General features: G+C 36.4%; 30 protein-coding genes. 28 read left to right on the forward strand and 2 right to left on the reverse strand.

Going from position 1 to position 25739, the window contains the following annotated elements; genetic code table 11:
- Window positions 1–43 precede the first annotated feature (43 nt).
- The 5 genes from gudB (at window position 44) to NSQ69_RS07750 (ending at window position 3651) form a co-directional block, all read left to right on the forward strand.
- Window positions 44–1330 (forward strand): NAD-specific glutamate dehydrogenase, encoded by a 1287-nt coding sequence (gene gudB, locus NSQ69_RS07730; protein WP_000225168.1) that lies wholly within the window; start codon window positions 44–46, stop codon window positions 1328–1330.
- 80 nt (window positions 1331–1410) lie between these two features.
- Window positions 1411–1620 (forward strand): hypothetical protein, encoded by a 210-nt coding sequence (locus tag NSQ69_RS07735; RefSeq protein ID WP_002126403.1) that lies wholly within the window; start codon window positions 1411–1413, stop codon window positions 1618–1620.
- A 94-nt stretch (window positions 1621–1714) separates the two neighbouring features.
- Window positions 1715–1951, forward strand: a complete 237-nt coding sequence (locus NSQ69_RS07740) for a DUF3961 domain-containing protein (protein WP_002011789.1) — start codon at window positions 1715–1717, stop codon at window positions 1949–1951.
- Window positions 1952–2030: 79 nt separating this feature from the next.
- Window positions 2031–2561, forward strand: coding sequence for a peptidoglycan recognition protein family protein (locus NSQ69_RS07745; protein ID WP_002011791.1), 531 nt, complete (start codon window positions 2031–2033; stop codon window positions 2559–2561).
- Window positions 2562–2670: 109 nt separating this feature from the next.
- A complete protein-coding gene (locus NSQ69_RS07750) occupies window positions 2671–3651 on the forward strand; it encodes a YpdA family putative bacillithiol disulfide reductase (RefSeq protein ID WP_341099118.1) in 981 nt (326 codons plus the stop codon).
- Between the two features lie 33 nt (window positions 3652–3684).
- On the opposite strand, the gene ansA is transcribed toward NSQ69_RS07750, so the two are convergent.
- Window positions 3685–4659 carry an asparaginase gene (gene ansA, locus NSQ69_RS07755; protein WP_002030754.1) on the reverse strand — a complete coding sequence of 325 codons (975 nt, stop codon included), beginning with the start codon at window positions 4657–4659 and terminating at the stop codon, window positions 3685–3687.
- A gap of 213 nt (window positions 4660–4872) precedes the next feature.
- Between ansA and NSQ69_RS07760 the strand changes: the two genes are divergently transcribed.
- The 5 genes from NSQ69_RS07760 to NSQ69_RS07780 all read left to right on the forward strand — a co-directional run bounded on the left by NSQ69_RS07760 (window position 4873) and on the right by NSQ69_RS07780 (window position 9367).
- Complete coding sequence (locus NSQ69_RS07760; protein WP_002135263.1) at window positions 4873–5046, forward strand: DUF5359 family protein; 174 nt, start codon at window positions 4873–4875, stop codon at window positions 5044–5046.
- 130 nt (window positions 5047–5176) lie between these two features.
- Window positions 5177–5854, forward strand: a complete 678-nt coding sequence (gene cmk / locus NSQ69_RS07765; protein ID WP_002011798.1) for a (d)CMP kinase — start codon at window positions 5177–5179, stop codon at window positions 5852–5854.
- Window positions 5855–6185: 331 nt separating this feature from the next.
- Entirely contained in the window at window positions 6186–7334 is a 1149-nt protein-coding gene (rpsA, locus tag NSQ69_RS07770; RefSeq protein WP_002126412.1) for a 30S ribosomal protein S1, read from the forward strand.
- 12 nt (window positions 7335–7346) lie between these two features.
- The gene (fni, locus tag NSQ69_RS07775) at window positions 7347–8396 is read left to right on the forward strand and encodes a type 2 isopentenyl-diphosphate Delta-isomerase (protein ID WP_088045834.1); all 1050 of its coding nucleotides are present in this window, start codon (window positions 7347–7349) and stop codon (window positions 8394–8396) included.
- A gap of 251 nt (window positions 8397–8647) precedes the next feature.
- Window positions 8648–9367 (forward strand): hypothetical protein, encoded by a 720-nt coding sequence (locus NSQ69_RS07780; protein ID WP_063226115.1) that lies wholly within the window; start codon window positions 8648–8650, stop codon window positions 9365–9367.
- Between the two features lie 194 nt (window positions 9368–9561).
- Here NSQ69_RS07780 and NSQ69_RS07785 read toward each other — a convergent pair whose 3' ends face one another.
- Complete coding sequence (locus NSQ69_RS07785; RefSeq protein ID WP_000513901.1) at window positions 9562–9696, reverse strand: YpzI family protein; 135 nt, start codon at window positions 9694–9696, stop codon at window positions 9562–9564.
- A gap of 117 nt (window positions 9697–9813) precedes the next feature.
- Here NSQ69_RS07785 and NSQ69_RS07790 point away from each other — a divergent pair, with 117 nt between their 5' ends.
- The 18 genes from NSQ69_RS07790 (at window position 9814) to hisC (ending at window position 25656) form a co-directional block, all read left to right on the forward strand.
- On the forward strand, window positions 9814–10425 hold the full coding sequence (locus NSQ69_RS07790; RefSeq protein WP_002086626.1) for a YphA family membrane protein: 612 nt from the start codon (window positions 9814–9816) through the stop codon (window positions 10423–10425).
- The gene (locus tag NSQ69_RS07795) at window positions 10418–11311 is read left to right on the forward strand and encodes a YIEGIA family protein (protein ID WP_002086625.1); all 894 of its coding nucleotides are present in this window, start codon (window positions 10418–10420) and stop codon (window positions 11309–11311) included. The genes NSQ69_RS07790 and NSQ69_RS07795 overlap by 8 nt, the downstream gene beginning before the upstream one ends.
- On the forward strand, window positions 11308–11493 hold the full coding sequence (locus tag NSQ69_RS07800; protein WP_002086624.1) for a capping complex subunit for YIEGIA: 186 nt from the start codon (window positions 11308–11310) through the stop codon (window positions 11491–11493). Before NSQ69_RS07795 ends, NSQ69_RS07800 begins: the two co-directional genes overlap by 4 nt.
- Window positions 11494–11617: 124 nt before the next feature.
- Window positions 11618–12928, forward strand: coding sequence for a ribosome biogenesis GTPase Der (der, locus tag NSQ69_RS07805; protein WP_002011811.1), 1311 nt, complete (start codon window positions 11618–11620; stop codon window positions 12926–12928).
- Between the two features lie 18 nt (window positions 12929–12946).
- The gene (locus tag NSQ69_RS07810) at window positions 12947–13969 is read left to right on the forward strand and encodes an NAD(P)H-dependent glycerol-3-phosphate dehydrogenase (RefSeq protein ID WP_002011813.1); all 1023 of its coding nucleotides are present in this window, start codon (window positions 12947–12949) and stop codon (window positions 13967–13969) included.
- 116 nt (window positions 13970–14085) lie between these two features.
- Complete coding sequence (locus tag NSQ69_RS07815) at window positions 14086–14337, forward strand: stage VI sporulation protein F (protein ID WP_000369753.1); 252 nt, start codon at window positions 14086–14088, stop codon at window positions 14335–14337.
- A gap of 227 nt (window positions 14338–14564) precedes the next feature.
- The gene (locus tag NSQ69_RS07820; protein ID WP_002011815.1) at window positions 14565–14768 is read left to right on the forward strand and encodes a DUF2768 domain-containing protein; all 204 of its coding nucleotides are present in this window, start codon (window positions 14565–14567) and stop codon (window positions 14766–14768) included.
- Window positions 14769–14833: 65 nt separating this feature from the next.
- On the forward strand, window positions 14834–15547 hold the full coding sequence (locus tag NSQ69_RS07825) for a hypothetical protein (RefSeq protein WP_002126422.1): 714 nt from the start codon (window positions 14834–14836) through the stop codon (window positions 15545–15547).
- A gap of 242 nt (window positions 15548–15789) precedes the next feature.
- A complete protein-coding gene (spoIVA, locus tag NSQ69_RS07830; RefSeq protein ID WP_000416521.1) occupies window positions 15790–17268 on the forward strand; it encodes a stage IV sporulation protein A in 1479 nt (492 codons plus the stop codon).
- Between the two features lie 298 nt (window positions 17269–17566).
- Complete coding sequence (locus tag NSQ69_RS07835; protein ID WP_001043860.1) at window positions 17567–17839, forward strand: HU family DNA-binding protein; 273 nt, start codon at window positions 17567–17569, stop codon at window positions 17837–17839.
- Window positions 17840–17960: 121 nt separating this feature from the next.
- Window positions 17961–18530 carry a GTP cyclohydrolase I FolE gene (folE, locus tag NSQ69_RS07840; RefSeq protein ID WP_002011819.1) on the forward strand — a complete coding sequence of 190 codons (570 nt, stop codon included), beginning with the start codon at window positions 17961–17963 and terminating at the stop codon, window positions 18528–18530.
- A gap of 271 nt (window positions 18531–18801) precedes the next feature.
- Complete coding sequence (locus NSQ69_RS07845; RefSeq protein WP_002030763.1) at window positions 18802–19554, forward strand: heptaprenyl diphosphate synthase component 1; 753 nt, start codon at window positions 18802–18804, stop codon at window positions 19552–19554.
- A gap of 29 nt (window positions 19555–19583) precedes the next feature.
- Window positions 19584–20297, forward strand: coding sequence for a 2-heptaprenyl-1,4-naphthoquinone methyltransferase (gene menG, locus NSQ69_RS07850; RefSeq protein WP_002086620.1), 714 nt, complete (start codon window positions 19584–19586; stop codon window positions 20295–20297).
- Window positions 20298–20335: 38 nt separating this feature from the next.
- Window positions 20336–21298: a heptaprenyl diphosphate synthase component II gene (hepT, locus tag NSQ69_RS07855; RefSeq protein ID WP_002011823.1), complete on the forward strand. Its 963-nt coding sequence runs from the start codon at window positions 20336–20338 to the stop codon at window positions 21296–21298.
- 124 nt (window positions 21299–21422) lie between these two features.
- Window positions 21423–21869, forward strand: coding sequence for a nucleoside-diphosphate kinase (gene ndk / locus NSQ69_RS07860; protein WP_000415879.1), 447 nt, complete (start codon window positions 21423–21425; stop codon window positions 21867–21869).
- 300 nt (window positions 21870–22169) lie between these two features.
- Entirely contained in the window at window positions 22170–23342 is a 1173-nt protein-coding gene (gene aroC, locus NSQ69_RS07865) for a chorismate synthase (RefSeq protein ID WP_341099121.1), read from the forward strand.
- The gene (aroB, locus tag NSQ69_RS07870; protein WP_002011826.1) at window positions 23342–24427 is read left to right on the forward strand and encodes a 3-dehydroquinate synthase; all 1086 of its coding nucleotides are present in this window, start codon (window positions 23342–23344) and stop codon (window positions 24425–24427) included. The genes aroC and aroB overlap by 1 nt, the downstream gene beginning before the upstream one ends.
- Window positions 24428–24543: 116 nt before the next feature.
- Window positions 24544–25656 (forward strand): histidinol-phosphate transaminase, encoded by a 1113-nt coding sequence (gene hisC / locus NSQ69_RS07875; RefSeq protein WP_002126434.1) that lies wholly within the window; start codon window positions 24544–24546, stop codon window positions 25654–25656.
- Window positions 25657–25739 lie beyond the last annotated feature (83 nt).

The raw sequence follows: 25739 nt of genomic DNA on the forward strand, positions 1-25739 counted from the left end.
GAAGGTTTACTAAACAAGTGAAATTACAGGGGGTTTACTTACTATGGTAGCCGAAAAGGGAACTCAAACGAAAACACAACAACAAGGGGAACAACATTTTGAATTGTTAAATTCAACACAAATTGTAATTAATGAAGCATTAGAAAAATTGGGTTATCCAAACGAAGTATATGAATTATTGAAAGAACCAATTCGTATGATGACAGTGAAAATTCCAGTTCGTATGGATGACGGGACTGTTAAAATATTTACAGGATATCGTGCACAACATAATGATGCTGTTGGTCCAACGAAAGGTGGAATTCGCTTCCATCCAAACGTAACAGAAAATGAAGTGAAAGCACTTTCTATTTGGATGAGTTTAAAATGTGGTATTGTTGATTTACCATATGGTGGAGGTAAAGGTGGAATCATTTGTGACCCACGTGAGATGTCTTTCCGTGAATTAGAAAGATTAAGCCGCGGTTATGTACGAGCAATTAGCCAAATTGTTGGTCCGACAAAAGATATTCCGGCTCCAGATGTATTTACAAACTCACAAATTATGGCATGGATGATGGATGAGTATAGCCGTATCGATGAATTTAATTCACCAGGATTTATTACAGGTAAACCACTTGTATTAGGTGGATCACACGGACGTGAAACAGCGACTGCAAAAGGTGTAACAATTTGTATTCGTGAAGCTGCGAAAAAACGTGACATTGATATTAAAGGTGCACGCGTTGTTGTTCAAGGATTTGGTAATGCGGGTAGCTTCTTAGCTAAATTTATGCATGATGCAGGCGCGAAAGTAATTGCAATTTCAGATGCTTACGGTGCATTACATGATCCGAATGGATTAGATATTGACTACTTACTAGATCGTCGCGATAGCTTTGGTACTGTAACAAAACTATTTAATAATACAATTTCAAATACAGAACTGTTAGAACTTGATTGCGACATTTTAGTTCCTGCTGCAATTGAGAACCAAATTACAGAAGAAAATGCTGATAAGATTAAAGCGAAAATTGTGGTTGAAGCTGCAAATGGTCCAACTACATTAGAAGCAACAAAAATCTTAACAGATCGTGGTATCTTACTTGTTCCAGACGTATTAGCAAGTGCTGGTGGCGTTACGGTATCTTACTTTGAGTGGGTACAAAATAACCAAGGTTACTACTGGACTGAAGAAGAAGTAGAACAACGTTTAGAAAAAGTAATGGTAAAATCATTCGATTCAATTTATGAAACATCACAAGTTCGTAAAGTGAACATGCGCTTAGCTGCATACATGATTGGTGTTCGTAAAATGGCTGAGGCTAGTCGCTTCAGAGGTTGGGTATAATATATAATGTTTTGAGAAAACGTGATTTCCTTTCGAGGGAATCGCGTTTTTTTGTTGAAGTATTAAATGAGGTGTTGTATATGGGGAATGAAATAATGGAACGAGTAGACCAATTAGAAGAAAAGGTTAAGGTGTTAGAGGGTGAACTTGCAAGAGCTAAGAGAGCCCGAAAAACAAGTGTCGTTCGGGTGTTCGGCGAAGGATTATTATTTTTAATATTTGGTGCAGTTGTAGTTGGACCAATTATCGCGTTTATATTCACAATTATTACTTGGTTTGGTGAAAAATAGAATAAAAAATAAAAAAGAACGCTTGTTCTATACGAACAAACGTGCTATACTTTCCTTAGATAAGCAAAACGGAAATGATTTTAAGGAGAGATAAATGATGAAAATGACAGTAGACCAAAGATTTATGATGCCAGCAGATGTTGTAGAACGAGTGGAAGTATTACGAAACAAACAAAGCAAGCGTGGCACATTATTACAATCGGTAAATAAATTTTTCGGTTTAGATACGAAAGAAGATTGTATTTGGTTTTACGGTTTTTACGGAGTGGCTGTAAGTATTGTATTATTTATGGTATTCACATCAAATATTTTCGATGTTCTCTTCGCATAAGAAATATGCCATAAGGACATTGCCACCGAATACATATATAAGGAAGTAAGGTAATTTTTTAGAGCGGGAGTTGGTAGTAATGGCGATGTTCCCTATAGAGCGTAACTATATTGGGTATGGAAATTCACGACCAGGAATTCCTCTTTCAAAAGTAAGATTTATTGTAAGTCATGACACGGGGAACCCTGGTAGCAATGCGATAGGAAATCGGGATTACTTTAATGAAATACAACCGAAAGCTTCAGCGCATACATTTATTGATGATAAAACAATATTAGAAATTGTCCCTATAAATGAAGTTGCGTACCATGTTCGATACAATGTGCCAACGGATAATGAGTTATTCGGTTATGATGCGAATAAGGCTGCAATTGGGGTTGAACTTTGCTATGGTGGCGACGTAAACTTTTGGGAGGCGTATACTCGTTTTACGTGGTATCACGCTTATTTATGTCAAAATTTCGGTTTAAATCCTAAAAAGGCTATTGTGTCACACAAAACGTTGGATCCTACTCGGAAAATCGATCCTGAGAATGTATTAGGGCAACAAGGAATTAAATTTCAGCAGTTTTTAGCAGATGTCTATCGGATGTATGTTTCGTTTAGATGACAAATATATGAAAAATGAATACAATAAAGATAGATGCCTACTGCTGTAAGTAGGTTTTTTCTTGTTTATATAAATAGAGCAGAGGTAGAAGACTAGGAGTGAACTAAGTATGCAAAAAGAAACAGTTATTATTATCGGAGGCGGTCCATGCGGATTAGCAGCGGCGATTTCGTTGCAAAAAGTGGGGTTAAATCCGTTAGTAATCGAAAAAGGAAACATTGTAAATGCAATTTATAATTATCCAACTCATCAAACATTTTTCTCCTCTAGTGAAAAATTAGAAATTGGTGAAGTTGCTTTTATTACAGAAAATCGTAAGCCATTTCGTAATCAGGCGCTTGCGTATTATCGTGAAGTAGTAAAGCGTAAATCTATACGTGTAAATGCATTTGAACGAGTGGAACAAGTTCAAAAAGATGGTGATGTTTTTAAAGTTGAAACGACGAAGCGTGACGGAAACAAAGAAATATATGTTGCGAAATATATTGTTGTCGCAACTGGATATTATGATAATCCGAATTATATGAATGTACCTGGTGAGAAACTTGAGAAAGTAGCTCATTATTTCAAAGAAGGACACCCTTATTTTGATCGAGATGTCGTTGTCATAGGTGGTAAAAATTCAAGTATAGATGCAGCGTTAGAGCTTGTTAAATCGGGTGCACGTGTAACAGTTCTATACCGTGGTGGGGAATACTCGCCAAGTATTAAGCCGTGGATTTTGCCGGAATTTGAGGCGTTAGTACGAAATGGGATAATTCAAATGCATTTCCATGCGCATGTAAAAGAAATTACTGAGCATACGTTGACGTATACAGTAGATGGTGAGGCAAATACAATTCAAAACGATTTTGTATTTGCTATGACGGGTTACCATCCAGACCACAGCTTCTTAACAAAAATGGGAGTTCGGATTGATGAAGAAACAGGGCGCCCGATTTATATAGAGGGTAGTATGGAAACAAACGCTGAAAATATTTTTATTGCAGGTGTAATTGCTGCGGGGAATAACGCAAATGAAATATTTATCGAGAACGGTAGATTCCATGGAGATGCGATTGCGCAAACCATTGCATCAAGAGAAGATTAAAAAGAAGCTGTCGAAATCTTCGACAGCTTCTTTTTAATCGTGCATAAACATATGTTGGATTGTTTCGTGAGAGTTTGTGTTTTCTAGTGCGACTAGTAATTTAATTCGCGCCTTTTGAGCGTTTAAACCGTAGGTGAAAACAATGCCCATATCTTTTAATTGTTTTCCGCCACCTTCATAAGAGTATACGTCTTGAACGATACCGTTAAAGCAGCGTGAAACTAATACAATTGGAATGCCTTTTTCTATTAATCGCCCTAGACTAGGAAGTGTTCTTGGAGGTAAATTACCTTGTCCAAGTGCTTCAATAACAATTCCGTCTACTGGTAGTGTTTCGATTGCTGATAATAATGTATCATCCATACCTGCGTATGCTTTTAGAACGACAACGTTTTTAGAAATCTGTCGTACTGTGCATGTTTCGTGATGCACTAAAGCATGATGGAAAACAACACCACGTTTTGTTACCATGCCAATTGGTCCGTACTGTGGACTTTGGAATGTCGCGACATTACTTGTGTGCGTTTTTGTTACATTTGTAGCACAATGTATTTCGTCATTTAATACGACTAGAACGCCTTTTTCAGCAGCTTCATTACTACTAGCAACTTTTACAGCTGATAAGAAATTATATAGACCATCGGCACCTAATTCATTACTAGAACGCATTGCCCCTGTCACAACGATTGGGATAGTTGCTTGAACTGTTAAATCAAGAAAATAAGCTGTCTCTTCTAATGTATCGGTACCATGCGTGATGACTACGCCGTGAATATCGTCTTGTTTTACTCTTTCGTCAATGATGACTTGCAATTGTAGCATTTCGCTAGGAGTCATGTGAGGAGATGGAAGATGGAACACATCTTCGACAATTAAATCAACATCGCCTTCTAAATCAGGAATGAATTTTAAAAGAGGATTCTTTTTACCTGGTTGTACGACCCCAGTTTCTTTATCTTCCTCCATTGCAATTGTTCCACCTGTGTGTAAAACTAGGATTCTTTTCAATGCTTATACCCCTTTCAAGTTGAAAAATACATTTAGAACATAACATGTTTTGAGTAAATTCGACAATGAAAATGTATAAAAGTATGCTTAGAAAATGACAATAAAATAAATTACCTTAAGTGTGCTCCGGTAAGTGGTTATTAGGTTAGGTTTTGTTTATGGAAATTTATGAGAGTGGATGTGTAAGTGTAGAGAGGGAAGGAGTGAGTTTTTTTGAAAAAAGTGGAGAAAATTATAATTCGTATATTACTGATTCAATTTATTTTTCTTTCTGTCGTCCAACTGCTTTTTATACATAAATCTTCAGTGAAATATTTATCGAAAATTGTTTATTACGAAGGTGTCGTCACGAAAAATAAGGCGGAAATCTTACAGGTGAATAAGTAGTTTTCATTTTCTTCTATGATGGATTATGCTACAATTATTGAGGATTTAATGACGTGAGGCAAATGAGAAGAAGCAGGGGGAAAATACCTGCTTTTCGTTTTGTTTTATAAGTGAAAAATGAGGTGTTACAATGGATAAACGAATTTCGATTGCTATAGATGGTCCAGCGGCTGCTGGGAAAAGTACAGTGGCAAAAGTTGTTGCAAAAAAACTTTCATATGTTTACATTGATACAGGCGCAATGTACCGTACTATTACATATGCAGCCCTTGAACAAAAAGTGGATATTGAAAATGAAGAAAAGTTAATGGAAGTTGTAAAAAATGTAAATATTGAATTTCAGCAAGGGGAAAATACACAACTTGTATTTTTAAATGGACAAGATGTTTCTGAAGTGATTCGTACGCCAGATGTGACGAATCGTGTATCTATTGTAGCAAAGCATCGTCTTGTTCGTGAAGAAATGGTACGTCGTCAACAAGGATTAGCTAAAAAAGGCGGCGTAGTAATGGATGGCCGTGATATTGGTACACATGTACTACCGGATGCTGAAGTGAAAATCTTTATGCTTGCTTCTGTAGAAGAAAGAGCGGAAAGAAGACATTTAGAAAATATGAATAAAGGTTTCGATTCTAATTTAGAGCAGTTAAGAGAAGAAATTGCTAGGCGTGATAAATTAGATTCAGAACGCGAAGTTTCTCCTTTGAAAAAAGCTGATGATGCATTGGAATTAGATACAACTTCTTTATCAATTGAAGAAGTTGTCCAAAAAATTATGGGTATTGTTTCAGGAGTATTTGCGAAATAAAGAAAGAGGACTATCCTCTTTCTTTTTTTTTTTTTGAAATGTAAAGGATAAGTGAATTATAAGTCTCTTTTCTTGACAAATGGGCTAATTTGTAAGAAGTTAGTTACAGAGGGGAAAAAATGTCAGAATATATTCGCTATTATATTTCAAATCATACTTTCTTCAAGATGATTTTGCTGTATACTATTTATATAGATTTAATATAGTTTCTTGTGAACTGTATTGAAACAGAATATGTGATGATAAATTCTTAAACATGCAAATGAAAACATTTGTTTTCATTTCGTATATACATAAAAATGCTTTGTCAATTCTGTAGGGAGGTATTTCCATGGTAGAGAAAATGAATGAAGAAGTTATGAATTCAAAAGAATTACAAGTTGGTGACGTTGTTACAGGTTCTGTAACGAAAGTTGAAGAGAAACAAGTTCTTGTAAATGTTGGATACAAAACAGATGGCGTAATTCCGATTAGTGAATTAGCTAACGTTCATATTGAAAAAGCAAGCGATGTTGTAGAATTAGATCAAACACTTGAATTGAAAATTATTAAATTAGAAGATGATGATCTTGTTTTATCTAAGAGAGCTGTTGACGCAGAAAAAGCGTGGGTAGAATTACAAGAAAAATTTAATTCTGGTCATGTATTTGATGTTATTGTAAAAGATATCGTGAATGGTGGGTTAGTTGTGGACCTTGGTGTTCGTGGTTTTATCCCAGCTTCACTTGTAGAAGTACATTATGTAGAAGACTTTGCTGACTATAAAGGAAAAACATTAGCGGTGAAAATTGTTGAATTAGACCGTGAAAAAAATCGTGTTATTCTTTCACATAAAGCGGTAGTAGAACTAGAACTAGATTCTAAGAAAAAAGAAGCAATCTCTTCGTTAAAAGAAGGGGACATTGTTGAAGGAACAGTACAACGATTAACGGATTTTGGTGCTTTCGTTAACGTTGGTGGTGTGGACGGTTTAGTTCACATTTCACAAATTTCACACGAACGTGTAGAGCAACCTTCTGAGGTATTAGAGCAAGGTCAAAAGGTAAAGGTAAAAGTGTTATCTGTTGATGCTGATACGCAACGTATTTCTTTATCAATTAAAGCAGCTCAGCCAGGACCTTGGGAAAATGTTGCTGGCGAAATAAAAGCTGGAGATATTCGTGAGGGAGTAGTAAAACGCCTTGTTACATTCGGTGCGTTTGTTGAAATTTTACCTGGTGTTGAAGGGCTTGTACATGTATCTCAAATTGCAAATCGTCACGTGAAAAATCCAAATGAAGTATTGGAAATGGGACAAGAAGTAAAAGTGAAAGTACTTGAAGTCCATGTAGCAGAAAAACGTATTTCTTTAAGCATAAAAGAAACGCTTGAAGAAAATAATGTAACAGAAGATTATAGCCAATATGAGCCAAATGCTGATTCGGCTACTTTCCAGTTAAGTGATATTATTGGTGAACAACTGAAAAAATTAAAGAAATAAAGAGGGGTACAAGTGGTAAGGGCAAAACGTAAATTAGATCATATTGAATATGCTCTTTCTACTGGTCAGTCTCGTACGCATGGCTTTCATGATATTGATTTTGTGCATCAAAGCTTGCCAAATTCAAGTTATGACACTATAACATGTGAAACAAAAATCGGCGAACTTTCACTAAGTTCGCCGATTTTTATCAATGCGATGACTGGTGGTGGAGGAGAGCAAACATTACATATTAATGAGCAATTAGCATATGTAGCGAAACATCATAACCTTGCTATGGCTGTAGGTTCGCAAATGGCAGCTTTAAAAGATGAAAGTGAAGCGGCTTCGTATAAAGTTGTTAGGAAAGTAAATCCGAATGGGATTTTTTTCGCAAACTTAGGAAGTGAGGCAACTGTCGAACAGGCAGAGCGTGCCGTTGATATGATTGAGGCGAATGCACTGCAAATTCATTTAAATGTCATACAGGAGTTAACGATGCCAGAAGGAGACCGTGATTTTACTGGTGTACTTCAGCGGATTGAGAAATTAGTTTTAAAAAGTAAAGTACCTGTCATCGTAAAAGAAGTCGGTTTTGGAATGAGTAAGGAAACAGTACAACAGTTAGCGAATATAGGTATAACAGCAATTGATATTGGCGGACAAGGTGGTACGAATTTTGCTGCTGTTGAAAATGAAAGAAGACAGCGAATGCTTTCTTATTTTAATAACTGGGGCATACAAACAGCTACCTCGATTATTGAAGCAACCTCTACAAATAATAACCTCTCTTTTATTGCATCTGGGGGTATACAAACAGCACTTGACGTGGCGAAGGCAATCGCATTAGGGGCGAATACAACTGCGTTTGCTGGATACTTTTTACGTATTTTAATGCAAGATGGTGTTGAGAATTTAGTGGATGAAATTGATCTTTTACATACAGATTTAAAATTTATTATGACAGCTCTTGGCGTGAAGACGATAGAAGAGTTACAATCTGTACCTCTTGTTGTAAAAGGTGAAACGTACCATTGGTTAGCGCAGCGAGGGATTGACACTGCACATTATAGTAGGCGATAAAAAATCAACCATCCGGTTGATTTTTTTGCGTTTTATTTTCGTAAAATGAAGAGGGAAGGCGAGAAGTTATCATTCTATATAATTCTATAAATAGAAAAAAGAGAGAGTTTATATTATGATAAAAGTATATATAAATATCATACAGAAAAGCTAAAATTGAAAAAAAGGGGTTATAAAAATGAAGAAATGTAGAAAATATGCCGCTTAATTATTGGAGTATTCTTACTTTTGCCATGTTTGTGGAGAGAAACATGGCAAAAGTAAGAAAGTATTCCTCTCTATATAGCTGGTTAGCGATAAAACAAGATAAGAGATTGCTATTTAAGAGTCAAAAGAAACAAGGAAAAATTTACTATAATTTTGGGGATGAGGATGTTAATAAAAAAGGAGATAATGTATCTTCAAATAGTAAAAATACAATAGGACGCATTACATATAATAGTGAAGATTTTAACATCCATGCACGAAATATAAGAGAAGATACAGCAGTTTCTGGATATAAGAAAAAGGTTGAAATTTCATTAACTTCAAATGTAAGAGAAGGAGATTCTAGTTCAACAACAGCACAATCAGCAATTAAAACGACGAATATTGCAATTGCAGTCGGGAATAAATTGTATAGGAATCCAACGGTGAATGCAGGAAGTGGAATAGAAGCACTAATTTTGCCAAGGGAATTAGGAGAAGACAAAAATCCATCGGAAGATTCGTATACAATTTATTATTTTAATATACCAAATGAAGTGAGTTTAAGTAATGCTGAAGTAGTATTACTTTCTGATCAAGGAAATACCATTGTGAGTAGGGAAATTAAAGGAGAAAAAGAAGATATTGTAGGTGCGAAAAAAGAGGTTGAGCGAAAGTTAAATGAGATAAGAGAGACGGATTATGTACGTGTAGAGGTAAAGAGTAAAGATCCTTCTCTACATACGTATTATGTTATTACATATTCTAAAAACCAACAGGTGTAGTTACGATTAATGCCTCGTTAAGTGATAGGGTTTATAATGCGAAAACAAAAGAATTATATTACGAGTAGAAATAAATAAAATAATTGTGTAAAAAGACGGTTTCGTACAATATCGAAACCGTCTTTTTGTATTGCCTATTTGAGGGCAGCTTGATTGGTGTGGGCTAATAATCCCCCACTGAAGTTTCACTTTATTTAATGCTGATTCTGCTTTCGAGCTTGCTCCGGTGTATCAAGACTTGTTGCACCGGGATATTGAAGTGATTGGTCGCGATCAGATTCAACGCGGCGTGATTCTCTTAGCTTTCGTTCTTGGCGATCTTTACCCATTGTGAGTTACACCTCCTTATTAAAAGTTTTGCTGTTATGAGAAAAACTATGCACAAAGAAAAGGAGGATTAACTTTCATAAAAAGTTCCCATAATGGAAATCATAGGAGGTGAAATGATGGATGGGAGTACTTTTTATTTTGTTGCTTGGATAGGGTGGATTGTCGTGACCTTTTTTATGAAAAAGGAATCTATTCGTTGGAAGATAAGTGCTTGTATATTAATTTTTATTATTTGTTCTCCGTTAAATGTGACGATTGCTTCTTTCACAATATCGGTAAATGCCCTTTTGCTTTGTATTATTTCTTTTGTAGGTATCGCGTTATATTCTATTTGGAAAAAATTATATACCTTACTTTCGGCACTTATTATTGCAATGTTATATACAAGCTTTCATTTGTTAGAAGTATATGATCCAATTTGGATTGTGGTTGATAGGTTGTTGCTGTTAAGTGGTGCACTTGTGTATGCATCGGTTTTATTGCACGGGGATCGCATATTACGATTATGCTCCTTATATATAGGGATGTTACAAGGAGAATTATTGGTGACGCTGATTTTTCGTAAATTACATTTTCCTTATGAATACGGCAGTTTAGCTTTTTTAGATGTTGCTGCTGTTTCCACTTTATTTATGGCGATTTTACTTTGGATTACAAAGGCATCGGTATATATGGAACAATTTAAGAGGAAAACACGTAAAAGAAAGGCGAGGGTAATACATGACTGAATATACACCAGCTATTTTATGTGGCGTAATTGCAGGTACAATAACTAGGTTGTTAATGCTTCGTACCGATACGAGGCAATATCCGACGAGGCTTCACGGGAAAATTATTCATATCGCGATGGGATTAATTGCGGCTGCCTTAGGAGCAATTGCGATTCCGTCTGTTTTGAAAAAAGATTTCTCTGCAATTACATTTCTTACGTTAGCAGCGACGCAATTTCGTGATGTGCGCAATATGGAAAGAAATACGCTTCAACAATTAGATGGATATGAGCTCGTACCACGTGGTAATACATACATTGAAGGAATTGCATTAGTATTTGAAAGTCGTAACTACTTGGCGATGTTAACGTCGTTTGTAACAACGTTTGCGTATATAGGATTCGATTCATGGATTGCCGGGGTAATTACTGGTATAGTAAGTTTTTTCATTGCGAAAAAATTAATGTCAGGTAAAAGACTTCATGACCTTGTAGAAATAGAGCACGTTCCACTTCGTTTTGAAGGAGCGGGACTTTATATTGATAATATTTACATTATGAATATTGGATTGCCAGCAAGGCAAGAAGAAATTATGAAATATGGAATGGGATTTATTTTAAAACCGAAATCGATAGATGCGATGGTTACAATCTCAAACTTAGGACAACGGCAAGCTATTTTACATGATGTTTCGGTTGCTTTAGGAATATATAGAGATTCTGGAACGCCGGCACTTGTACCGTTAGCGAAGCGTGATTTAGAGGATGGGAGAGTTGGGATTTTTGTTCTGCCGCAAGATCAAGATGCAGAAAAAGCGATAGGGGTAATCGGAAATGTACCAACATTAGAGAGTGCTGTTCATATGTCATCAGAAGCTCCGAAAGGAAGGGGAGATAAGAGATGATGTTAGAAAGTGTTATTCTCGCAGTCATTACAACAACGCCAGAGAAATTTGCAGGTGGTGCCCCTTTATTTATTTGCGAGTCGACAGAGGAACTGGAATTTGTTGCAAATAATTTAGAGGCTATTTTAGATGGTATTGCACATCGCTTACAAGATAATGTATATATTATTGTGAAACATTAGTAACGTGTGGTATAATGTGAGGTGTTTTGATACGTTGAGAAATATTCTGGAATGCAAATCCCTTCTTGCACAAAGAAGGGTTTTTTACATAATAAACAGAAGCAAGTTGAAAGGATGAAAGTATATGCCGAAACCAGTAATAGCGATAGTAGGCCGCCCGAACGTGGGGAAATCTACTATTTTCAATAGAATTGTTGGAGAAAGAGTTTCAATCGTAGAAGATATACCAGGTATAACGCGAGACCGTATTTATAGTGCGGGAGAATGGTTAAATCATGAGTTTAACATTATTGATACAGGTGGAATTGATATTGGAGACGAGCCGTTCTTGACACAAATTCGTCAACAGGCGGAAGTAGCGATTGATGAAGCGGATGTTATCATTTTTATGACGAATGGTCGCGATGGTGTAACTGCAGCAGATGAAGAAGTTGCTAAAATTTTATACCGTTCTAAAAAACCAATTGTACTTGCGGTAAATAAGGTTGATAATCCAGACATGCGTAGTGATATTTATGATTTTTATGCATTAGGATTTGGCGAGCCATTCCCGATTTCAGGTACACACGGTTTAGGACTTGGTGATTTGTTAGATGAAGCTGCAAATCATTTTCCAAAGATTGAAGAAGAAGCGTATGACGATGAAACAATCCGTTTCTCTTTAATTGGACGTCCAAACGTAGGGAAATCATCACTTGTAAATGCACTTCTTGGTCAAGAACGTGTAATTGTAAGTAATATAGCGGGAACGACACGTGATGCTGTTGATACACCATATAGTAAAGATGATCAAGATTATGTAATCATCGATACAGCTGGTATGCGTAAAAAAGGGAAAGTATACGAAAGTACAGAAAAGTATAGTGTACTTCGTGCACTTAGAGCGATTGAACGTTCTGACGTTGTTTTAGTCGTTTTAGACGGAGAAGAAGGAATTATTGAGCAAGATAAAAAAATCGCTGGATATGCTCATGATTCAGGACGAGCTGTTATTATCGTTGTAAACAAATGGGATGCAGTGAAAAAAGATGAAAAAACAATGAAAGCATTTGAAGAAAACATCCGTGCTCATTTCCAATTTTTAGAGTATGCACCGATTGTATTCTTATCTGCGAAAACGAAAAAGCGTACACAAACGTTATTACCGGTTATCAATGAGGTAAATGAAAGCCATAGCATCCGTGTACAAACGAATGTATTAAATGATGTAATTATGGATGCGGTAGCGATGAATCCAACGCCGACACATAATGGTAGCCGTCTGAAAATCTTCTATGCGACACAAGTTGCGGTAAAACCACCAACATTTGTTATATTTGTAAACGATACAGAATTAATGCACTTTTCATATGAGCGCTTCTTAAAGAACCGTTTACGTGAAGCGTTCGGTTTTGTAGGAACGCCGATTCACATTATCGCTAGAGCAAGAGACTAATGGAGAGGATGTGATTTTATGACAAAAATCACAGTAATAGGAGCAGGTAGCTGGGGAACAGCGTTAGCGATGGTATTAGCTGACAATGGGCATGATGTACGTATTTGGGGAAACCGTCCTGAACTCATGAATGAAATTAATACGAAGCGTGAGAACAGTAGATATCTTCCAGGGATTACATTGCCAAGCACAATCGTAGCCTACTCTTCTTTAGAAGAAGCATTAGTAGATGTAAATACAGTACTGCTAGTAGTACCGACGAAAGCGTACCGAGACGTATTGCAAGAGATGAAAGAAATTGTTACAGAGCCAATTACTTGGATTCATGCAAGTAAAGGAATCGAACCAGGTACGTCAAAACGTATTTCGGAAGTGATTGAGGAAGAAATTCCAGAGAGCTTGATTAAGGATGTTGTTGTACTATCTGGGCCGAGTCACGCTGAAGAAGTTGGATTGCGTCAAGCGACAACTGTTACGTCTGCAGCAAAGCGTATGGAAGCGGCTGAGGGAGTACAAGATTTGTTTATGAATAGCTATTTCCGTGTATATACAAACCCAGATATCGTTGGAGTTGAACTTGGTGGTGCTTTAAAAAATATTATTGCACTAGCTGCGGGGATATCTGACGGGCTTGGATTAGGTGATAATGCGAAAGCGGCATTAATGACACGTGGTTTAACAGAGATTGCTCGTTTAGGAAGAAAAATGGGCGGAAATCCGTTAACGTTTGCTGGTCTAACTGGTATGGGAGACTTAATTGTAACTTGTACAAGTGTGCATAGCCGAAATTGGCGCGCTGGAAATATGCTTGGAAAAGGGCACTCTTTAGAAGAAGTGCTAGAAAGTATGGGTATGGTTGTAGAAGGTGTAAGAACAACGAAAGCTGCTCATGAATTGGCAGAGAAAATGGAAGTTGAAATGCCGATTACAGCTGCTTTATATGACGTGCTGTTCAATGGGAATAATGTGAAAGATGCAGTAGGCTCATTGATGGGACGTGTTCGAAAACATGAAGTTGAAGCGATACCTGATTTGTTATAAAGAAAGCGGTAGAAGTACATTTCGTACTTCTACCGTTTTTTATTTTTTATGGGTCTTTTCACCAATTTTTCATCTCTGCATAGGATGAAGAGTAACTTGAGGAGAGGGTGAAAAGAATGGATAACAACATTTTTAATAACATTGAAAAAGAAGCGAAAGTGAACAAAGAAGATATTTTTAAATTAGCGTCGTCTGTTCAAAATGCGAACTTACGTGATGAGACAGTGCTTCGCCAATTGATTCATCAAGTTGCTCTAATGGCAGGACGCGAAGTGCCAAAAGAGCAAGAGGATCAAATTGTAAAAGCGATTATTAACAATAATATGCCGGCGGATTTTGGTTCGTTAAGTAAAATGTTTAAAAAATAAATTATGAGAAACAAAGAGTTTAGAGAATGCATATGATATTTATGAAAGAATGGGAATAGAGCTGTTAAGGGCATATTTGGTCAACCGAAGCGCATCATTTCGTGCTTCGGTTTTATTATTTTAAATAAAAATCATCAATTCACGGAAAAATGATGATTTTTATTTGTTTAAATATTTTAATTTGTTAAAATAGTATAAAAATAGATTGAAAGTAAAGGGGTGTATATATGTCGGAAGGACTTATGAAAATGTGGTTTGCTTTAGGGGCAATTGGATTTATGTTTCTTGCAGTAAGTTTTATTTTATTGAGTAGGCATAAAATGAAGAATAAATTTTTGAAAGGGATTACAGCTTTAGTGGCGTACACCCTCATGATTGTATCGGGAATTGTTATTTTCCTTGTTGTATTTAGTGGCCCTATTGAGCAATAAAGGATGTGTAGTCGGTAAATGTTACAAAAGCAACAGTCCATACTAGCATGAAAAGGTGATTGTCAGTGAAAAAAATCCATATTATTTTAATATTTTGTTGCATGAGCATTTTAACAGGGTGTATGTATCCAAGAGAAAATATGAAACAAAGTGCTATTCCTTATGAAGACCAGTTGCAAGTTGTACAAAAAGCCATTAATACATATAAGGAGCAAACGGATGGTTTATTACCAATTAAGACGCGTGATATGAGTACGCCGATTTATCAGAAGTATCCAATTGATTTTCAAAAAATTGCTCCAAGGTACATACAAGAGGCGCCAGGGAATGCGTATGAAAGTGGTGGGGTATATCAATATGTATTAATAGATGTTGAAAAAAATCCGACAGTAAAGTTAATTGATGTGAGAATGGCGGAACAAATTCAAGAAGTGGCATTGAAGCTAAGGATGTATCGTGATGAACATCAATATCCACCTTTTAAAAAAGTGATTACAGATGGTGTTTATGAATTAGACTTCAAAAAACTAGGATATAAAGATGTACCACAAGTGACAAGTCCGTACTCAGGAAAAGGTCTCCCTCTTGTAATTAATGAAAAAGGAGAATTGTTTGTTGATTATAGAATCGACTTATATGAAGCGTTGAAAAAAAATGAAGGACAATTTAAAGAAGGTGAAGATATCCGGAGTATACTATCGAAGGATTCCCCGTTTGTTCCTGCATATTCTTTGCCGTACACAGTAAAAAATGGAGAACCAATTTTTTTAAAATCATAAGTCATGAACCTTTCTTTTAGTGAATAAGTTCTAGAAGAAAGGTTTTTTATGTTATACAACTTGCGATGCAAACAAAAGGTATTTTTAAATAGTCATATGAAATTGGACAAAATTATATGATATATTGTCCGAACTTCTAGAATACCATTATATTATATCAGATATTATAGGCAACATTAGAGAAGGTATTAGTTGACTATAAACGTGGAATTATTCCCAAAAATATTGAGGGAGGGAATCACTTGGAAAAGGTAGATATTTTTAAAGATATTGCGGAACGCACAGGCGGTGATATTTATTTTGGAGTTGTAGGAGCTGTTCGAACAGGGAAATCAACATTTATTAAAAAGTTTATGGAACTTGTTGTTATTCCCAATATTGAAAATGAGTCAGACCGTCAAAGAGCGCAGGATGAACTGCCTCAAAGTGCTGCTGGTCGTACAATAATGACGACGGAACCGAAGTTTGTTCCAAACCAAGCGGTTTCTATCGAAGTAGATGAAGGTCTTGAAGTGAATATTCGATTAGTAGATTGTGTTGGATATACGGTTCCAGGAGCAAAAGGCTATGAAGATGAGAATGGTCCGCGCATGATTAATACTCCTTGGTATGAAGAGCCTATTCCATTCCATGAAGCTGCAGAAATAGGAACACGTAAAGTAATTCAAGAGCATTCAACAATTGGTGTCGTTATTACAACAGATGGAACAATTGGTGAAATTCCAAGAAGAGATTATATAGAGGCAGAAGAACGCGTTGTAAATGAGTTAAAAGAAGTAGGAAAGCCTTTCATTATGATTATCAATACTGTACAGCCATACCATCCAGATACGGAGCAGTTACGTCAAAGTTTATCAGAAGAATATGATATCCCAGTAATTGCGATGAGTGTAGAGAGTTTAAGAGAAACAGATGTGTATAACGTACTGCGAGAAGCATTATTCGAGTTCCCGGTTTTAGAAGTGAATGTAAACCTTCCGAGCTGGGTAATGGTACTAAATGAAGGGCATTGGTTACGCCAAAGTTATCAGGAAGCGGTTCAAGAGACTGTAAAGGATATAAAACGTCTTCGTGATGTGGACCGTGTCGTTTGGCAGTTTAGTCAATATGAATTTATTGATCGAGCGAGTCTAGCTGGCATCGATATGGGGCAAGGTGTGGCAGAGATTGATTTATATGCGCCAGATGAATTGTATGATCAAATTTTAAAAGAAGTAGTAGGAGTAGAGATTCGAGGGAAAGATCATTTATTAAAGCTTATGCTCGATTTATCTCATGCGAAAACAGAATATGACCAAGTGGCGGATGCCTTGCGGATGGTAAAACAAACCGGATATGGAGTAGCAGCGCCTGCATTAGCTGATATGAGCTTAGATGAACCGGAAATTATTCGTCACGGCTCAAGGTTCGGTGTTAAATTAAAAGCGGTTGCGCCGTCTATTCATATGATTAAAGTGGATGTAGAATCAACATTTGAACCAATTATCGGTACTGAAAAACAAAGTGAAGAACTAGTTCGTTACTTGATGCAAGATTTTGAAGATGACCCGCTATCAATTTGGAATTCTGATATATTTGGGCGCTCTCTTAGCTCTATTGTTAGAGAAGGAATTCAAGCGAAGTTATCTCTAATGCCAGAAAACGCTCGTTATAAATTAAAAGAAACGCTAGAAAGAATTATTAATGAAGGATCTGGCGGATTAATTGCGATTATATTATAAGAAAAAAATCCCTCTAATTGCAGAGGGATTTTTTTCTTTTTGAGTACGTAATAGAAAAATAAACAGTCATTATCTAATATTTTGTTGTAAATTGTCAAGTTTCATCAGAATTTCACATTTTTAGAGTAACAATTTCCTTAAAAATATTGAATTATAAAGGAGAATCGTATAATATAGGCGTTGATAATGATTTATCTACATCTTTGTAGTATAGAATTTGTAAAAATTGCCTACAAATGAAAGTAAGACTCATTTTATGATCATTATACAGTCTTATCTTTGGGAGGAGGTGAATGGCATGAACAAGACAGATTTAATCAATGCTGTTGCAGAAGCAAGTTCCCTTTCTAAAAAGGACGCAACAAAAGCAGTGGACGCTGTTTTTGATTCTATCTTAGAAGCTTTAAAACAAGGTGATAAAGTACAACTAATCGGATTCGGTAACTTCGAAGTTCGTGAGCGTGCGGCTCGTAAAGGTCGTAACCCACAAACAGGTGAGGAGATTGAAATCGCTGCAAGTAAAGTACCTGCATTCAAACCTGGTAAAGCGTTAAAAGATGCGGTTAAATAATCCTTACATATTAACAGGGAAGAAGAGTTTCCTTTTTGGAAACTCTTCTTTTTGCTTTTAAAAACATAAATATGCTAGAATGTGTTCGTATCACTTTTAGGTTTTTCGGGAGGGCTAGCGGATGGCAAAAGTTAATTTAGAACAAATTGAACATGCAGTACGTCTTATTTTAGAGGCAATCGGAGATGACCCAAATCGCGAGGGAGTACTTGATACACCGAAACGTGTTGCGAAAATGTACGCAGAAGTATTCTCAGGAATGCATGAGGATCCGAAAGAGCATTTACACAAAGTATTCGGAGAAGACCACGAAGAGCTTGTGCTAGTAAAAGATATACCATTCTATTCGATGTGTGAGCATCATCTTGTTCCGTTTTATGGAGTTGCTCACGTTGCATATATTCCGCAAGGTGGAAAAGTAACGGGACTAAGTAAATTAGCTCGTACTGTAGACACAATTGCGCGTCGTCCGCAACTACAAGAACGTATTACATCAACAGTAGCTAACTCTATTATGGAAGTACTAGAGCCGCATGGTGTAATGGTAGTAGTAGAAGCAGAGCATATGTGTATGACGATGCGTGGTGTGAAAAAGCCTGGTGCGAAAACAGTAACGACTGCAGTGCGCGGCGTGTTAGAAAATGATGCAGCAGCACGTAGTGAAATTTTATCGTTTATTAAGACGAATTAAAGAAGAGCGGGAAACTGCTTTTCTTTTTTTTATATACAAAAAAATGATATAGTTTTAATGTTAAAGAGCAAGAATATAAAGGTTGAAAATTACTTCTGCCTTTTGTGTAAATGAATGTTTGTAGTTGTTAGAGACGAAGATAACTTGTATGAATAAAAGTTGAGGCTTTATTCGGTGGCAGTTTGGCAGAAGTAGCCAAGTTTTGATTATAGAAAATAGAATGTATGTGTTATAATAAATTTTATGAATTAGAAAACAAGGGTGATTTTTTGTGTGTGACATCTACGGAGGGTATGCGGGTATTAAAGAGAAATTGATGGAGAAATTACGCCATCCTTATTTTATAAACTATATTGAAGAACCATTTATTGATGAAGAAAAAATAGCGCTGTTATACGGTGCATTAAAAAGTGCAAATATACATAAAGAACAAATTGATCATTATGTCGTAACGATTATGCTTGTACAAATTGCTCTTGATACACATGAAAAAGTATCAAATAAAGCAAACGAAGAGACGAGTGGATTCCATAAGCGTCGTCAATTGACAGTTCTTGCAGGGGATTATTATAGTGGTCTATACTATTACTTATTGTCAATGAATTGTGATATTATCTTAATTCGTGCACTTGCTGAAGGAATTAAGGAGATTAATGAACATAAAATTATGCTGTATCAAAAAGCACATGTGACGATTCAAGACATAATGGAAAGTGTAGTAATAATTGAATCTGCGCTTTTGCAAAAAACATGTGATCATTTTCAGTTATCTAATTGGAAACCATATATAACTTATGTGTTAGGAAAAAATCGTCTTCAAAAAGAGTGTCAATTGTATGCTGATAAACAAAATTCACCTGTTTTTCAAGCAGTCCAAAAAATCTCATTGGATGATGATAAAAATTTGGAAACAGTTATTAATGAATGGCTTATGGAAATGAGAAAGCAAGAAGAAAATTTTTTAGAGAATCATACAGAAGTTAATGAGATAATTTCTATGTTAAGAGATAAATCAAGGACATAAGCAACTTTACATTGGAAGAAGGTACGAGCATGCAACAATCAAAAGAAGAAAGAGTACATGACGTATTTGAGAAAATTTCTGATAAATACGATGTGATGAATTCTGTAATTAGTTTTCAAAGGCATAAGGCATGGCGCAAAGAAACGATGCGAATTATGGATGTGAAACCCGGGAGTAAGGCACTTGACGTATGCTGCGGGACGGCAGATTGGACAATTGCACTAGCGGGAGCTGTAGGTGAAGATGGGAAGGTTTACGGTTTAGACTTTAGCGAAAATATGCTAGCTGTCGGTAAACAAAAGGTAGAAGCTTTAGAATTAAAGCAAGTAGAACTTATGCATGGAAATGCAATGGAACTTCCTTATGAAGATAATACGTTTGATTATGTAACGATTGGTTTTGGGTTACGTAACGTTCCGGATTACATGCAAGTATTAAAAGAAATGACGCGTGTAGTAAAGCCTGGTGGAAAAGTAATTTGCCTGGAAACATCTCAACCAACGATGATAGGTTTTCGTCAAGGATATGTCTTATACTTTAAATATATCATGCCGTTATTTGGAAAGATGTTTGCGAAAAGTTATAAAGAATATTCATGGCTTCAGGAATCTGCTAGTACATTCCCAGGGATGAAAGAGTTAGCACGTATGTTTGAAGAAGCTGGGCTTAAGAATGTGCAAGTGAAACCATTTACTTTTGGTGTAGCAGCTATGCATTTAGGTATTAAACCAGAATCAAAATAGAAAATAGAAAAAAGACGTTTTAGGTTAAGGTGAACAATATGAAGTTACAACTTATGTACTCTTTTTTACGATCGGATATTAATGTTATAGAAAAAGAATTGAAGAAGACAGTTGCTTCTGAGCAGCCGTTAGTAGAAGAAGCGGCATTACAGCTTATTGAAGCAGGTGGGAAGCGGATTCGCCCTGTTTTTGTTTTGCTTGCAGGGAAATTTGGGGATTATAAGTTAGATGCAATTAAGCATGTTGCGGTTGCATTAGAACTAATTCATATGGCTTCGCTTGTTCACGATGATGTCATTGATGCTGCGTTTTTACGACGCGGTAGCGCAACAGTGAATGCGAAATGGGGAGATCGTATTGCAATGTATACAGGAGACTACTTGTTTGCGAAGTCTCTTGAATGTATAACAAATATAGAAATTCCAGATGCACATCAAGCGTTGTCTCATACAATTTTAGAAGTTTGTAAAGGTGAAATCGAACAAATTAAAGATAAGTATAACTATGATCAAAATTTAAGAACGTATTTAAGAAGGATAAAACGAAAAACAGCATTGTTAATCGCCGCAAGTTGTCAGTTGGGAGCGATTGCTGCTGGTGCTAATCGTGATACTGTAAATCGTCTATTTTGGTACGGATATTTTGTTGGTATGTCTTATCAAATTATTGATGATATTTTAGATTTCGTATCGACAGAAGAGAAGCTTGGAAAGCCTGCTGGTGGTGATTTATTACAAGGTAACATTACATTACCTGTTTTGTATGCCATGGAAGATCCAGTTCTTCGTCAAAAAATTACATCTGTGCATGAAAATACAACAGCAAGTGAAATGAAAGAAATTATTGATGATATTAAAGCGAGCGAAGCTATTGATAAAGCATTTTCGTTTAGTGAACGTTATTTACATAAAGCATTAGAAATAATAAAACCACTCCCTCGTGGACAGGCGAAGTATGCGTTGCAAAATGTCGCAAAGTATATTGGAAAACGAAAATTTTAGTGTTTTGTCTAAAAAATAAAATAATCTCTCTATTTCAAAACTATTGCGCAATTGTGATAAGGGTGTTAATATGTGTGTGGGGATATACAATTACATACATAATTCAGAAGTGGAGAGATTTTTTATGGAAAAAACATTTCTAATGGTAAAACCAGACGGTGTACAACGTGCCTTCATTGGGGAAATTGTAGCTCGTTTTGAGAAAAAGGGCTTTCAATTAGTTGGTGCAAAATTAATGCAAGTTACTCCGGAAATTGCTGAACAACACTACGGTGAGCATAAAGAAAGACCTTTCTTTGGTGAATTAGTAGACTTTATTACATCTGGTCCTGTATTCGCAATGGTATGGCAAGGTGAAGGTGTAGTAGATACAGCACGCAATATGATGGGTAAAACACGACCACATGAAGCTGCTCCTGGAACAATTCGTGGAGATTTCGGTGTAACTGTTGCGAAAAACATTATCCACGGTTCGGATTCTTTAGAAAGTGCAGAACGCGAGATTGCTATTTTCTTTAAGGAAGAAGAATTAGTAGACTACTCAAAATTAATGAATCAATGGATTTACTAATTATTTTGAAATAATTTGTAAACGCTTTAATAACTGTGATAATAGTAAAAAGTGTGAGAAGAATAGGGGTATTCTTCTTGCACTTTTTTTATTTCGATCAGTTACGAAGTTAGGGCTGTTATGATATATTGGTATGTAAAGTAAAAGGTCTACTATTATGAAAATAATCGAACAATTACAAGTAGGGAAAGCAAACATTCGATTTACTATATAATTTCTTTGTATTTTAAAGAGTGATGGAAGATAATATAGCTGCTTTATGTAGCGGGATAAATACATATGCGAAAAGAGGAATAACGTATGCGATATATTACAGCTGGTGAATCCCACGGTCCGCAACTTACGACAATTTTAGAAGGTGTTCCGGCAGGGGTATCTTTAGTAGCGAATGATATAAATGAAGAATTAGCTAGAAGACAAAAAGGATATGGACGCGGTAGACGCATGCAAATTGAGAAAGACCAAGTGCAAATTGTAAGTGGTGTTAGGCATGGGAAGACGATGGGGTCACCGATTGCACTTGTTGTTGAAAATCGTGATTTTACACATTGGACAAAGGTTATGGGTGCAGAGCCGTTAACTGAGCAGGAAGAGAAAGAAATGAAAAGGCAAGTTACGAAACCTAGACCTGGACACGCAGATTTAAATGGTGCGATTAAATATGGTCATAGAGATATGAGGAATGTATTAGAGCGTTCTTCAGCACGTGAAACGACAGTTCGTGTTGCAGCTGGTGCAGTTGCAAAAAAAATATTAGCGGAATTAGGTATACAAGTAGCGGGACATGTTATCGAGATTGGTGGTGTACAGGCAGCAAATATTAAATATAACTCTATTGTGGAATTACAAAGTACTACAGAAGCATCTCCTGTACGTTGTTTAGATGAAGAGGCCGGTAAAAAGATGATGCAAGCAATTGATGATGCGAAGGCAAATGGTGATTCTATCGGTGGTATTGTTGAAGTAGTTGTAGAAGGAATGCCAATTGGAGTAGGTAGCTATGTACATTATGATAGAAAATTAGATGCAAAATTAGCAGCGGCAATTATGAGTATTAACGCTTTTAAAGGTGTTGAAATTGGAATTGGTTTTGAAGCAGCACATAGACCTGGAAGTGAAGTGCATGATGAAATCCTTTGGGATGAAGTGCAAGGGTACAGAAGACAAACGAACAATGCAGGTGGATTAGAAGGTGGCATGACAACTGGTATGCCGGTTGTTGTGCGCGGTGTTATGAAACCGATACCGACATTATATAAACCGCTTCAAAGTGTTGATATTGATACGAAAGAACCTTTTACAGCGAGTATTGAACGTTCAGATAGTTGTGCAGTGCCAGCAGCTAGCGTTGTGGCTGAAGCTATTGTGGCTTGGGAGCTCGCAACAGCTTTAATTGAACAATTTGGATTAGATCGTATCGATCTTATACGTGAAAATATTGAGAAACATAATGAATATGCGAGGGGATTTTAATGGAGAACATACATATTCAAACGAAATCAAAAGAATATGATGTACATGTTGGAAGGGAGGCGTTGTCACACTTAACAACGCTTATTCAAAAAATGAATCCTGCAGTATCTAACATAATGATCATTTCTGATGAAGCTGTTGCATCACTGCATTTACAGACAGTTGTTGATGCATTGCAAGTAGAGCAAAAAGTATTTTCGTTTGTTGTACCGAGTGGCGAAAAAGAGAAGTCTTTTGAAAATTTCTATGAGGCTCACACTTCGGCTCTTGAAAATAAATTAGATAGAAATTCTTTAATCATCGCACTTGGAGGCGGAATGATTGGAGATTTGGCTGGATTTGTTGCCGCGTCGTTTATGCGTGGTATTCGCTTTGTCCAAGTTCCAACGACTTTATTAGCTCACGATAGCGCAGTAGGCGGGAAAGTAGCAATTAACCATCCACTAGGGAAAAATATGATTGGAGCGTTTCATCAGCCAGAAGCTGTTGTATATCATACGCCATTTTTACATTCACTTCCTGAAAAAGAGTGGCGATCAGGTTATGCAGAAGTGATAAAGCATGCTCTTATTGGTGATGTAGAGCTATATCATTGGTTAAAAGAAGAAGTGCAAACGTTAACGGATCTTCGTGATGAAAAGTTAATTCATATATTAACGAAGGCGATTCCTGTGAAAGCGAATATTGTGTCGCAAGATGAAACAGAAAAAGGTGTACGTGCCCATTTGAATTTTGGGCATACGTTAGGACATGCTCTTGAAAAAGAGTTAGGATATGGGAATATTACTCACGGTGATGGAGTAGCGGTTGGCATGCTATTTGCTATGTTTTTAAGTGAGCAAGTGTACAAAGTTGATCTTTCTTATGAAGAAATGAAGCAGTGGTTCTTGAAATACGGTTATCCAAAAATGCCAAGTGACTTGAATGTAGAACGTCTCGTTCAGTTGATGAAACAAGATAAAAAAGCAAATGCTGGAACAATTCATATGGTGCTTATGCAGGAATATGGGGGAGTGAATGTCGTATCTATTTCAGATGAGACTGTTCATATTGCGTTAGAAGCATTTCAAAAGGATATGGTGTAAAAAGTCATAGAACAGGTATGAAATGCATATTTAAAGGTATTCTCGTAATGGTGACGGTTATGATTAAAGATGACAGTAAGACATTATAAATCATATCAATGACTGGGGGAAGAAAAGTGAGAGTAAAAGAGCAATTGTTAACTTTGAGAGCATATGTACCTGGGAAAAATATTGAGGAAGTAAAAAGAGAATACGGATTGTCAAAAATTGTGAAACTAGCATCGAATGAAAATCCGTTTGGCTGCTCTGCGCGTGTGACAGAAGCATTAACTTCGTTAGTTAATCAATATGCACTCTATCCGGACGGGGCGGCATTTGAGCTTCGTGAGAAAGTAGCAGAGCATTTAGGTGTAAAAGCGGAACAACTTTTATTTGGTAGTGGGCTAGATGAAGTCATTCAAATGATTAGTCGTGCTTTGCTACATAATGGAACAAATGTTGTAATGGCGAACCCTACGTTCTCGCAATACCATCACCATGCTGTTATTGAAGGAGCAGAAGTTCGTGAAGTACCACTTAAAGATGGCATTCACGATTTAGATGCAATGTTACAACAAGTAGATGAGAAAACGAAGATTGTATGGGTTTGTAATCCGAATAATCCGACAGGTACATATGTAGAAAAACAAAAATTACTTTCATTTTTAGAATCAGTTCCAAAGTCAGCGCTCGTTATTATGGACGAAGCATATTATGAATATGCTGGGGCAGAAGATTATCCGCAAACATTACCTCTTCTTGAAAAGTACGAAAATCTTATGGTGCTACGCACATTCTCAAAAGCATATGGATTAGCTGCTTTTCGTATTGGATATGCGATTGGTGATGCAAAGCTTATTGGGCAGCTAGAGGTAGCAAGACTACCATTTAACACATCAACTATCGCCCAAGCGGTAGCATTAGCGGCAATAGAGGATCAACAGTTTTTACAAGAGTGTGTGAAGAAAAATGCCGGAGGATTAAATCAATATTATGCATTTTGTAAGGAATATAACGTATTCTACTATCCATCTCAAACGAATTTCATTTTCTTGAAACTTGGTATACCTGGTAATGAAGCTTTCGAACGATTAATGAAAAAAGGATATATCGTTCGTTCTGGTGCAGCATTTGGTATGCATGATGGTATTCGTATTACTGTTGGATTAAAAGAAGAAAATGATGAGATTATTGAATTACTTACGGAACTTGTAAAAGAACAAGTGAAGAAAGAAGAAACATATTCTTAAGAAATGGTGGAGGCTCCTGTTACAGGAGCCTTTTTCATTTGAACTGCAATAAGGGGAGTTGTTTGCACGTTCAAGAAAGAAAA

Origin of the sequence: Bacillus sp. FSL R10-2201 (genome assembly GCF_038008665.1) — a bacterium.
Taxonomy (GTDB): Bacteria; Bacillota; Bacilli; order Bacillales; family Bacillaceae_G; genus Bacillus_A; species Bacillus_A mycoides.